Source organism: Burkholderia sp. Ac-20365, assembly GCF_017104715.1.
Classification (GTDB): domain Bacteria; phylum Pseudomonadota; class Gammaproteobacteria; order Burkholderiales; family Burkholderiaceae; genus Paraburkholderia.
On the sequence record NZ_JAAGPI010000001.1, the window covers coordinates 12921 to 24896 of the forward strand.

Here is an 11976-nt window from a genome sequence, read left to right on the forward strand (position 1 = left end):
ACAAGAGTGCTATCGCTTTATCTGAAGCGGTTGTCATTCAGGATTCTGATCGCCGCCGATTTTGAGTTGCATGGCCTAAAGGCCCGCGACTGGAAGCCCAACGCGGGGACCTTGTTGGGAGCACCGCTACCCTCGATCCGTCTGGTTTGTGCGTGGATATCCGCGACGGCACGGGCGGACGAATCGATGGCGTGGATACCGCTTCGGCTCACTGTGCAAATCCTTTATCAGGTGGTTTGGAGCCTTTACTTTAGGCCTGCGCGTCAGCCATTTCGAGACTACGTGGTCTCAATAAAATGTCAGAAAGGATCAAAATGATGACCCGGTCCGTCCCGGGTTATTGCGGCTGCCAACCTTGATGCGATACGGGACGGCACGCGTCGTCTCGTCGGGATTCGGGATTCGTATCGTTGGCTCAATTGCTCGCACGCAGGATCGAAAGCCGTCCGCCGAGATGCTTGGCTCCTCATTCCGCTTGGGCTACCGAAGCGACGCGATCAGCGCCGCCATGCGCAAGACGACGCCATTGCCCCGGGGTCATCCCCATCTTATCGGTGAACGCACGCCGGAATGCGGCCACGGATCGATACCCGACAGAGTCGGCTATATCTTCAGTGCTCGTTTCTAGTTTTTTTAGTTCGTTGGCGGCCAAGCTCATCCGGATATCGGTCAACAAATCGGTAGCCGTGCGTCCCAGTTTGTCCTGAAAGTGGCGCATGAATGTCGCACGCGACATGTTGCATAATTCGGCTAGGTCAGGAAGATTCCATGGTCGCGCGGGATCGGCGAACATGGCTGAAATGGCAGGTGCCAGTCGTGGATGACCGGCAAGCGCCAACAAGCCAGCCGGGGCTTGTTTCGATTCGCTCGCGGCGCGAAGCGCCAATGTGAACAGCGCTGAGGTAAGCGAGTTAAGGATCGCGTATCCGCCTGGCTTGTCCCCGGCAGACTCCATGCGCATCAGCGCTACGAGACTGGCCAGGTGACTGGACGCGGACCCGATGGCTTCTTCGCCTTGGGGATCCATGGCTCGTACCACCAGATTCGTGGGGAGGTAATTTCGAATCAAGCGGTCATGGGGTGGCCCAATGAAAACACGCCCACACAACATATCCAAATGTTCGCCCGAGCTTTCATTCTCGCTGAACGTCCATCCAGCGGGAACTTGGCGATTCTCGGTAGGAGCCGGTGCATACCCGCTGCCATCGTGCAGTACGTGCGCCGACCCGTGCGGCAGCAGCACAATATCACCGGCCAAGAGCTCCCGGGTCGTCCCCGTCTCAGGATCCTCAATAATCGCCCGACCTTTGAGCACGACGTGGTAAGGAATCTCGTGCGCCGCTGACTTGTCCCAGGCAACACGCCAAGGGGCGCCGTATGAGCAGCGTACCTCTAGCTGGCCAGTGATGGTGATCATTTGCAGTAGATGGCTAAGCCAGTCAACTTGGGACATAGAACCTCTGAAACTCAAAGTGCTCAAGAATTGTGTGACGGTGTGAAGCGCGGGCGAACGAGCGGGTTGATGTACGACGCGTTTTCGCACACTGCATACTGTTTCTCGCGTGTGCTGGTGGGCGGTGTTTTCTCCCTCGCTGTGATGGGGTCCGCACGAATGAGTCTCATCGGGTGATGCACCGCATTTCAGTCAGCAGGCGTCGCCACACAAAAAAGATCAGCACGCGGCGCAAACCAGTCGGTCCGTGGGCCGACTGACTGCGCAGTTGGTCGGCCGCGACGGGGCGGCGACAGCCAAGCAACTTCGCATCGGTACACGATGCACTTCAGCTCTTGGCGTTGCTCTCGCACACGGAGAGCCGCACACCCGTTTTGGCAACGCTACACTGATGAATACCGTGGAAAGTATGCATGTCTAAGAAGTAATCGTAAGCATAACAAATCAACATTGCACTATAGGGTGCGACGAGCTTGTGGTAGACCGCTTGAACGGGCGAACTCCAAGAGTGCGTTGCTGTCTACGAGGAATACTGCCAACAGCTGCGTGCTTGAGGTTGCTTGCATTCTGGCTTGCACGATGTTTCGTGTCAGACGGTTCGAACTAGGCGTCGCCAGCGTGTGGCACGTCCACGGCACCGTCGTTGATCTACGATGCGACCGCGCTGGATGGCACGCACGTAATGATCAACGCGGATTTTGTGTGCACGCGAGCAACCAGTTCAGCACCTGGTGGACACTTGAGCTCTACCGCGTTCAGTGATTTGCCAGGCAGATTCCGGATCGATTGTTCAAATGGTCGCGCGTAAATGTTACCGGGCCAATACCCTGAAACGTCGACACTTACGAAGTACCCGGCCGTCGCACAAAGAGCGGCTTAAATTTGGCGAATGATCATCCTTGGTTTTCTCCATATTGACGTATAAATCTTGTACCATCGATGGCGTAAATAGAAGAACCAAGATTCTCAATTTTGTGTGTACCAAGAGTATGGACTCAGACCTACAGATTCAGCTCGACCGGACAGCGAAGCTGTCCTTGTCAGACCAGATTCATATGAGTATTAGCAGGGCGATAACGTCGGGCTTGCTCACACCAGGGGCTCGGCTGCCTTCATGGCAGGGCTTGGCCGCGCGGCTAGGCGTGGCACGCGGTACAGTCCAAGCGGCGTATGAGCGGCTATCCGACGATCAGATGATCGAGACATTCGGAGCGGCGGGCACCCGAGTCGCGCCGCGGCCCCAGGCGGCGGCCGCTCAACCCGAAGCGCCGCAGCCCGGGGACTTTATGAGAATCTATCAGGAGATGATGGCCGGGCCTGCGATCTTCCAGCTTGGTATTCCGGCGTTAGAAGGCTTTCCGGAAAAGCTTTTCGGGCGCGCGCGCGCATCAAATCTATTGAAGACAGGCTCATTCTCGTCAATCGTTTATCCAGACCCTCGAGGAGAGTTCGAACTGCGCCGTGAAATCGCGGGTTATCTCTCCATTTCCCGAAACCTTCACTGTTTCCCAGACCAGGTGTTTGTCACATCAGGATACAGTTCTGGCTTAGGTCTTGTACTAAGAGTGTTGGGTTTGGATGGGATGAAGGTCTGGATGGAAGAGCCCGGCTTCCTTCTCACACGAAAGGGATTAGAGCTCGCTCGTTTGAATATCGTTCCGGTGCCAGTGGACGCCGAAGGCCTCGACGTAGGTTACGGAATCGAGAACGCTGCGGACGCTGCGTTGGCGGTGGTGACGCCCGGTCAACAAGCTCCGTTGGGGCCGACCCTCTCTTTGAGGCGACGTCTTCAGTTGCTTGAATGGGCGGTTGCCAACGAAGCCTGGATCATCGAGGATGACTATCTCAGCGAGCTACAACTGGAGGGGCGACCGGCACCCGCCTTGGCGTCGTTAGATGAGGGCAAACGGGTGATCCACATAGGGTCGTTCAGCAAAACTATTAGCCCGGGGTTGCGCCTCGGATTTGTCGTTGCACCACCGAATCTGGTCACAGCGTTCTCGGAAGTAGCCGCTACGCTCGCCCCTGCGCCCTCACCAGTGGTTCAACTCGCCACTGCGCGTTTTATGCATGATGGACACTACCTCCGGCGCGTCCGTCGGCTCAAGCGTCTATATGCCGTTCAGCACGACGCGCTATGTGAGCAGTTACAAATGCACAACGCGGAATGGATTAATGCCGGTCTCGCGGTGCTTCTCAGGCTGCCCGACGGCGCGCCTGACGTGCAGATCGTTCGGGAGGCAATGACTGTTGGTATGGCGCCGTCACCTTTGTCTTCGTGGTTCGCGACGTCATCTCGGTCCTTACCCGGGCTTTTGCTTGGGGTTGCCACGGCGCCTGAAGAGCACGTCGCCGAATCATGCCGTCGTCTGTTCGAGATCATTGATCGATATTGCTAGAGCACGGCATGCAAACGCCGCGTTCAGATTTTCGCGACTTTGGCGTGTACCCGGTAAGAGCCCGTCAGGCCGCAATGGCTAGTGTCGCGATAGGAGTCCGCGTGAGCACACGCTCGTAAGATCGAGGCGGTGCTCAAACAGTTCAAGGTCGCTGTCAGTCATGGCGCACTCCGTCCAGCGAATATTCGATCAAAGTTGCTCTTCACTCAAAGAGCCCGCTCCAGTCTCGTAGCGATACCTTTTAGAACCGGAAGAAATTTTTCCTCTAAAGTCGTCACGCTTACTCGTCCCGAAAACACGCTAACACTGAGTGCGGCCTCGATCTTGCCGCTACGATTTCTCACCGGCACCGCCATCGCGGACATGCCGATCTCGAGTTCCTCATTACTGATTGCATAGCCGTCTTTCGCCGCGCGATCGACAGCTTGCAAAACTGCACCGGTAGTCGCGAGCGTCCGATCGGTCAGGCGCTTCATCGGCACGAGCCCGAGGTGCCTTCGGATTTCCTCTTCATCTAAATCGGACAGAAGCACGCGCCCGGTCGCCGAGCAGTAGGCGGGCAACCTCCCGCCGAGCTTGACCCCGGTCGAAACGATCCTCAGCGCCTCCGCGCGAGCGATAAACACCGAGTAGCCCTCATCCATGACCGCCAGCGACACCGACTCCTGCAATTCATCGCGGGCATTCGTGAGGAGTGGCTGCGCGATTTGTGGCAATGAGGAGGTGCTGAGGTAGGCGCTACCCAGTCGCAACATGCGCGGCAGGGGCGTAAAAAATTTGCCGTCGTGTCCGAGATATCCGAGATCAACGAGCGTCAGTAGACACCGACGCGCGGCGGGGCGGCTCAGATCAGCAAGGTGCGCGGCATCTGAAACTGTCATTCGAGTCGTCGATGCGCCGAACGCCTCGATGATCGCGAGCCCCTTGGCGAGGCCCGCCATGCCTTCCTTTGCGCGCACTTTGCCGCCCGATTCAGTGTCTTCTTCGGGCGACGACGCGCCCGCCTGGTCGTTGACAGGGTCTTTGACTGATGTCATATTTAGTCTAAATATCGAACAACGTACGGTATTCGAACACATTTAACCAGGCCTGTCAACTTTGTCGGCGCGTGAATACTGGCATCGCGATGCAGCCCAGGAATGTGTAGTGGTCCGTGCAATACATGGAGCAAGCGACTTGAACATCATTCCAATCAAGCTGGCGCGGCGCGCCAGTGTCGTCTGGCCGTCCGAGGGCATCACCCGGGTCCCTTACAGCCTGTTTCAGGATTCAGACGTTTACGCAGATGAGCAGGACGCAATTTTTCGCGGCCCGAACTGGAGCTACCTGTGTCTTGAAGCGGAGTTGACGAATCCAGGGGATTTTCGAAGTAGCTTTATCGGTGACACGCCAGTAGTGGTGACGCGCGACACCGATGGCGAACTCTATGCGTTTGAGAATCGTTGCGCGCATCGCGGCGCAATGGTGTGCTTGGAAGATCAGGGTAATGCGAAGGACTTCAGCTGCGTCTACCACGCGTGGACGTATAACCTTCAGGGCGACCTGATTGGTGTCGCTTTCAAGGACGGTATCGGCGGCAAGGGTGGCATGAAGTCGGACTTTTGCGAGGCCAATCATGGGCTGCGTAAGCTGCGGGTTGCGACGCTGCACGGCCTCGTCTTCGGTAGCTTTTCCGACGATGTCGCGCCGCTTGATGAATATCTTGGTGAGGATATCGTTGAGCGTATTGCACGTGTGCTCGAGGGGCGCACACCAGTTGTGCTCGGCCGGTTCACGCAGATGCTGCCGAACAATTGGAAACTCTACTTTGAGAACGTCAAGGATTCTTATCACGCAAGCATCCTGCATTTGTTCTTCACGACGTTCCAGTTGAACCGTTTGTCGCAACGCGGCGGCATCATCGTTGATCCAAGTGGCGGGCATCACGTCAGCTACTCTGCTGTCGACCATACCACCGAGGCGACGATCCCGGCAAAAGCTGTCAGCGATTACGCGGATCAAAAGATTCGCTCCGAAAGCGAGCACCGGCTCGAAGACACGTCAGTGCTGGCTGGCACTGACGAATTCGGCGATGGCGTAACCCTGCAGATTCTCTCCGTGTTTCCCGGCTTTGTGCTGCAACAGATCCAGAATGCGATTGCGGTTCGCCAGATCTTGCCGCGCGGAACGCAGCAGACCGAACTGAACTGGACCTACCTCGGTTTCACGGACGATACCCCCGAATTGCGTGAAATGCGTCTACGGCAAGCCAATCTCGTAGGGCCTGCCGGTTACGTGTCGATGGAAGACGGATGTGTCGGTGGCTTTGTGCAGCGGGGCATCGACGGTGCCAGCGACAGCCGCTCGGTGATTGAGATGGGCGGCGATAGCGCTGAAAGCAGCGAAAGCCGCGTGACGGAAGCATCAATCCGAGGCTTCTGGAAGGCTTACCGCAACGCAATGGGATACTAGAAATGGCGCAAGACATCCACCAACTAATCGCGCGCGCCCAAGCCGAATACGTGCGGTGCATTGATGATGGCGATCTGTCGCAATGGCCGGAGTTCTTTACCGAAGCATGCATCTACAAGATTACGACCGCTGAAAACTACAAGCGCGGCCTCGCGGGCAGCATGATTTACGCCGCGTCGCGGGGCATGTTAATCGATCGCGTCGCGTCGCTTCGAGATGCCAACATCTATGAGCGTCACGCTTACCGGCATCTATTAGGTCAGCCCTATCTCATCGCAAGTAGCGAACAGGACGTGCGCAGCGAAACCTCGTTCATGGTAGCGCGCATCATGCGTGACGGCACGACGACGCTCTTCGCCACAGGTCGTTACTGCGATTTGTACGTGGTCGTTGATGGAAACGTGAAGCTGCGCGAACGGATCGTCGTATGCGACAGCTCGCGCGTCGATACGCTTTTGGCGCTGCCGCTATGAAGCAGCCGAATAGCCACTCTCCAGTCATCGCGCTCGCGATTGGCGACCCGAACGGCATTGGCCCCGAGATCGCAGTGAAGGCCGTCACGCAGAGTGTGTTCGACGCCGCCGATGCAGGTCCACAGCGGCGTGTCGTTCTGTTCGGTGATGCGTACGTCATTCAATGGTATGCGCAACGCTGTTGTCCAGGAATGACAGTTCGACAGGTGCGCGTCGACGATTTGCCCGATGCCGAATCCGGAGCGATAGACGTGGTCGACGTTGCCTCGTTGAGCGCCTCAGCATTCTTGCCGGGCAAAGTGGCGGCCGCTGCCGGAACCGCGACGCTTGCTTACGTCGGAGCGGCTCTCGCTGCTGCGCGTGAGGGTTGCGTTGGTGCCGTGATCGCGTGCCCGCATTCGGAGACAGCAATTAATGCGAGCGGTGTGCGCTTCAGCGGATATCCCGGCTTTGTCGCACAGGAAATGGGCGTGCCGGCCGACGATGTATATCTGTTGCTCGTTGGCGGCGGCCTGCGCATTGTTCATGTCACGTTGCACGAAGGCTTGGTCTCGGCGCTCGCGCGGATTGACCAGCGTCACGTCGTGCAGGCTGCACGAGCTGCCGCGCAAACGCTGCGATGGATTGGCATCGAGCGTCCAGTCGTTGGCTTGATGGGCATTAATCCGCACGCAGGCGAAGGCGGGCTGTTCGGCCGCGACGACATCGACATCACCGAGCCCGCCGCGCGCCAATTACGGGACGATGGCATCGATGTGATCGGACCGCAAGGAGCGGATCTGTTGCTGACGAATCCCACGGTCGACGTGTTTGTCGCGATGTATCACGACCAAGGGCACATTCCCGTCAAGCTAAGGGCGGGGCGCCATAGTGCTGCGCTGTCAGTAGGAGCGGGAGTGGTGTTCTCAAGCGTCGGTCACGGCAGCGGCTTCGACATCGCTGGCACGCTGCAAGCCGATGCAGCGCCACTCCTGGGCGCGTTGCGTCTCGTGGCGACAGGAACCTTGTTCCCAGCACAGGCGGCCTGATACGTCTTAACTGCTCATTGAGGTCCCGTTTTGGATTATCAGATTTCCATCGCTGGAAGCGATGTCGCATTCTCGTGTGCCGAGGGCGAAACCCTGCTCGACGCCGCCGAGCGTTCAGGCTACAGCGTCCCGTATTCGTGTCGTAAAGGCGTGTGTTCGACCTGCGAAGGCGGCGTGATTGCTGGCGCAGGCCATTCGACTGTGCAGGGTGACGTGACGGCACCGGCTGAGCGGGTGCTGCTGTGCTGCTTGCGGCCATCATCCGACATGACGATCGCGCCGCGAAAGATCGAAAAGCGTGAGCCAGTCGTGCGCAAGACACTCGACATGTCGGTGTATCGCGTCACGCAACCCGCCGCGGACGTCAGCGTCGTCCAGTTGCGCCTGCCTACCGGCGTGCGTGCGAGGTTCCGTGCCGGTCAGTATCTGCAAATCGAGCTCGAAGACGGCAGCCGCCGCAATTATTCGATGGCGAATCCACCTCATGAAAGCGACAGTGTGCAGCTTCATGTGCGCCACGTGCCGGGCGGAAAGTTTTCCGACGGCGTGCTTCGAGGGCTCGAGAAAGGGCAGAAGCTTCGTATCGAATTGCCCTTCGGCGAATTCACCCTGCAGGATGAAGCGACCAGTCCTGCGATTTTGCTGGCAACCGGCACAGGTTTCGCTCCGATCAAGTCGATCATCGAGGATGTGATCAAACGCAAGCTTGAACGTCCGCTCCATTTGTATTGGGGCGCGCGGCGTCAGGAAGACCTGTACCAGTTCGATCTGGTGCAGAAGTGGCACAAGAGCGGCAAGCTGACGTTCGTGCCGGTGCTATCTGAGCCGCAGGCTGACTGGACTGGCCGCCGTGGGTTTGTGCACGAGGCTGTGCTCGAAGACTTCGATTCGCTCGAGGGCTATCAGGTGTACGCGTGCGGCAATCCAGCGATGACGAGTGCTGCCCAGCGTTCTTTCGTCGAAGCCGGCTTGCCTAACGAAGACTTTTTTAGCGACGCCTTCGTGCACACCGATATCCGTCCGTAGAAGACACGACGCATCCGCAGAAAATAACCAGGAGACAAACCCGTGGCATTCCCCCCCGTTGTCGACGTAGTCGACGTCATTGAACGCCAAAAGGTCGGCGCCGGACAGTGTCTGGTGGTCCTGCTTTGTGCGCTGTTAATGTTCCTTGATGGCTTCGACACGCAGGCGATCAGTTACATCGTGCCGGTGCTGTCGAAAGACTGGCATCTTCCGCGAGAGATCCTCGGCTCAATCTTCTCCGCCGCTCTGTTCGGGCTGATGATCGGCTATCTTGCCATCGCACCGTTGTCGGCGCGCTTCGGGCACAAACGCATGATGCTGACGAGCACGGTGCTGTTCGGCGTGTTCACAATGCTGACAGTCTTCGTGACGAACATAACCGAACTGATCGGCTTGCGCTTTTTGACAGGCATCGGCTTGGGCGCGGCGGCACCGAGCGCGGTCGCGCTGACCTGCGAATTTGCGCCGAAGCGGCTGCGAGCCACCTTCGTGCTGCTGGTCTATTGCGGCTTTTCGCTCGGCTTCGTCGCGGCGGGACTTACCGCCGGCGCGCTGATTCCCGCCTATGGCTGGCGATCGGTGATGCTGGTCGGAGCAATTGCGCCGCTAGTGTTGATCCTGCTGCTTGCGTGGTTGTTGCCGGAGTCGCTGGCCTTCCTCCAACTGCGTTCTCAAGGCGACGAGCATATGCGCATCATATTGCGAAGGCTCTTCCCCCACGTTGACTTGCCGTTTGGCAGTACTTTCCGGCTCGAGGATCAGAATGGAACGCGTGCGAGCGTCGCGGCCCTTGTCCGAGGTCACACGTCAATCGGCACAGTGCTGCTCTGGATGATTTTCTTTCTCAACCTCGCTGAGTTCTACTTCATGCAGAGTTGGTTGCCCACGATGATGACGGGTTTGAAGTATTCACCTTCGGCGATTGTCTGGGTAACGGCGTTGCCCACAATAGCCGGCGTGCTGTCAGCCGTACCGCTTGGCCTTGCGATGGATCGCGTAGGCCCGTATATGACGCTGACCGTGATGTACATCGCAGGCTGCGTTTTTATGTGGCTTGTCGGTAGTGCGTTCTCCGGCAGTGTCGGGTGGTTGATGGCGACGGTTTTTTGCGCCGGCTTCTGCATCAGCGGTGGGCAAAAAAGCGTGATCGCACTCGCAGCTGTCTACTACCCGCTAAATCTTCGCTCAACTGGCGTGGGTTGGGCACTCGGTGTTGGTCGGCTCGGTGGCATCGCGGGGCCGTTGATCGCGGGAATGTTGTATTCGGCGCACTGGACGCCTGCGGAGATCTTCCGCTTTTCGGCGTGGCCCGTGCTCGTCGCCGGTCTCGGCGTGTTCGTAATGGGGCGCATCTACGGTTCTCGTAACGTGTCGGTTCAAACGAGCAAAGCCGGATAGGCCGCTGATTCAGTTTTCAACCGGTTGCGTAGCTTTCCGGTTGATGCATCGAAAAACGTCTGCAAAACAATCACTCAGAAACCTGGCGATGTTTGATGTTTCCTCGCTCTCCGACGAGGAGGCGCGGACTCGCTTAGCCGGAGACACTATGAAAAAAACCGCAATCGCGATGTTGACTTTACCGCTCGTAACGGGTTCGGTTCATGCACAAAGCGCCGTTACTCTTTACGGGTTTATCGAATCTGGGCTCGTATATGTTAACAACCAGTCGGGACACGCGAATGTGCAAATGGTCAACGGGCAGACTAACGGAAGCCGCTGGGGTTTGCGCGGTAGCGAGAACCTCGGTGGCGGCCTGAGGGCGATCTTCACACTAGAAAACGGTTTCGACACGTCGAACGGCAAGCTGCTGCAAGGTGGACGCGAATTCGGCCGCCAGGCGTTCGTTGGACTTGGCAGCGAGAAGTGGGGTACCGTAACGCTCGGCCACCAATACGACCCAATGACGGAACTCATCGGCGCGATTGCCGCGACGTCAATGTGGGCGTGGCTTGGCACTCATCCGGGTGACTTCGATAATCTGAATTCGACGTTTCGCGTGAATAACGCAGTTAAATATCAATCGCCGAAGGTTTACGGTTTCGAGGCGAGCGGTATGTTTGCGCCGGGTGGCGTGGCAGGTAACTTCGGGTCGGGGCGTGTCTATGCGTTGGGGCTCAAATACACGATCGGTTCGCTAACTGCCGCGCTCGGTTACGACAACATCAATAACCCGTCTGTCTCAGTGCTCGACAGTGCCCTGTCGCCAGGCCAGTCAGGCTACCTCAGCCCGAGCAAAACTCCAGTGTACAGCGGTTACGCTTCGGCGAATGTGTGGCAGATCTTCGGCGCGGCAGCATCTTACAAGTTCGGCGAAGGCAGCGTGGGATTGGTCTATACGAACGCACGGTTCCTGGACATTCTCCATACAGTCTCTACACCGAACACAGGCAGTGCGACTTTTAATAGCTACGAGATCAACGGCCGTTATAACGTCACGCCGGCATTGTTGATCGGCGCGTCGTTCGATTACACGAAAGCGTCCCGTGCAAAATATGAGCAGTTTGATTTCGGTCCAAACTACTCACTGTCCAAGCGTACTGACATAAATCTGGTCGGCGTGTGGCAGCACGCATCGGGGATCGATTCGACAGGCCACGCTGCAGTCGCGGCGATAAGCACGTTGGGGCTATCATCGACGCAGACGCAAGTCGCGGTCAAGCTTTCGCTGCGGCATCGGTTTTAGTCCGCCGAATCAGTGCGTGTTGCGGGCTTAGGATAACGGGGCTTATTGCAATGGCGGTGGCTATTCGAGAGATCCCTGTTATCAACTGAAAAGAATGTCCGATAGATATACATCTAATATGACGTGAGCATCTATCTTCTAAGTAGTCGACACACAAGTTGGCGTGGATATTGACTTAACGTAAAAATCGTTTTCATGAACCCCGGTTCGCGTCTGAGTTTCGCTGCAGCACGACGAGCGAACTAATTGACGCGAGGGTTAATCCTCATCGAAATGGTCGACACGCCAATATTTCGTGATGGCGTGCACACAAATGTGCGCTATTTTAGAACGGGTGGACTAAAATAGTTATTTGGCGAGAACGAAGGCTCGATCATGACCAGACTCAGTAACGCCACGAATCGGTAATCGTCAGGCAAGCATGAGACGAGTCATTTCACATTCGGGTGCTTCGGTGTACAAG

9 protein-coding genes are annotated in these 11976 nt (G+C 57.3%); 7 read left to right on the forward strand and 2 right to left on the reverse strand.

Annotation, left to right across the window (positions count from 1 at the left end):
• Nucleotides 1-466: 466 nt before the first annotated feature.
• Entirely contained in the window at nt 467-1453 is a 987-nt protein-coding gene (locus G3O01_RS00060; RefSeq protein ID WP_205802402.1) for an AraC family transcriptional regulator, read from the reverse strand.
• Between the two features lie 989 nt (nt 1454-2442).
• Between G3O01_RS00060 and G3O01_RS00065 the strand changes: the two genes are divergently transcribed.
• Nucleotides 2443-3852 carry a PLP-dependent aminotransferase family protein gene (locus tag G3O01_RS00065; protein ID WP_205802403.1) on the forward strand — a complete coding sequence of 470 codons (1410 nt, stop codon included), beginning with the start codon at nt 2443-2445 and terminating at the stop codon, nt 3850-3852.
• Nucleotides 3853-4058: 206 nt separating this feature from the next.
• On the opposite strand, the gene G3O01_RS00070 is transcribed toward G3O01_RS00065, so the two are convergent.
• Nucleotides 4059-4889 carry an IclR family transcriptional regulator C-terminal domain-containing protein gene (locus tag G3O01_RS00070; RefSeq protein ID WP_205802404.1) on the reverse strand — a complete coding sequence of 277 codons (831 nt, stop codon included), beginning with the start codon at nt 4887-4889 and terminating at the stop codon, nt 4059-4061.
• Between the two features lie 145 nt (nt 4890-5034).
• Here G3O01_RS00070 and G3O01_RS00075 point away from each other — a divergent pair, with 145 nt between their 5' ends.
• The 6 genes from G3O01_RS00075 (at nt 5035) to G3O01_RS00100 (ending at nt 11513) form a co-directional block, all read left to right on the forward strand.
• On the forward strand, nt 5035-6303 hold the full coding sequence (locus tag G3O01_RS00075) for an aromatic ring-hydroxylating dioxygenase subunit alpha (protein WP_346779141.1): 1269 nt from the start codon (nt 5035-5037) through the stop codon (nt 6301-6303).
• Nucleotides 6304-6305: 2 nt separating this feature from the next.
• Entirely contained in the window at nt 6306-6776 is a 471-nt protein-coding gene (locus G3O01_RS00080; RefSeq protein WP_205802405.1) for an aromatic-ring-hydroxylating dioxygenase subunit beta, read from the forward strand.
• Nucleotides 6773-7804, forward strand: a complete 1032-nt coding sequence (locus tag G3O01_RS00085; RefSeq protein WP_205802406.1) for a 4-hydroxythreonine-4-phosphate dehydrogenase PdxA — start codon at nt 6773-6775, stop codon at nt 7802-7804. Before G3O01_RS00080 ends, G3O01_RS00085 begins: the two co-directional genes overlap by 4 nt.
• A 30-nt stretch (nt 7805-7834) precedes the next feature.
• Nucleotides 7835-8830, forward strand: coding sequence for a 2Fe-2S iron-sulfur cluster-binding protein (locus tag G3O01_RS00090; RefSeq protein WP_205802407.1), 996 nt, complete (start codon nt 7835-7837; stop codon nt 8828-8830).
• A gap of 42 nt (nt 8831-8872) precedes the next feature.
• Entirely contained in the window at nt 8873-10228 is a 1356-nt protein-coding gene (locus tag G3O01_RS00095) for an MFS transporter (protein WP_205802408.1), read from the forward strand.
• A 148-nt stretch (nt 10229-10376) separates the two neighbouring features.
• A complete protein-coding gene (locus tag G3O01_RS00100) occupies nt 10377-11513 on the forward strand; it encodes a porin (RefSeq protein WP_205802409.1) in 1137 nt (378 codons plus the stop codon).
• The last annotated feature ends 463 nt before the right edge of the window (nt 11514-11976 follow it).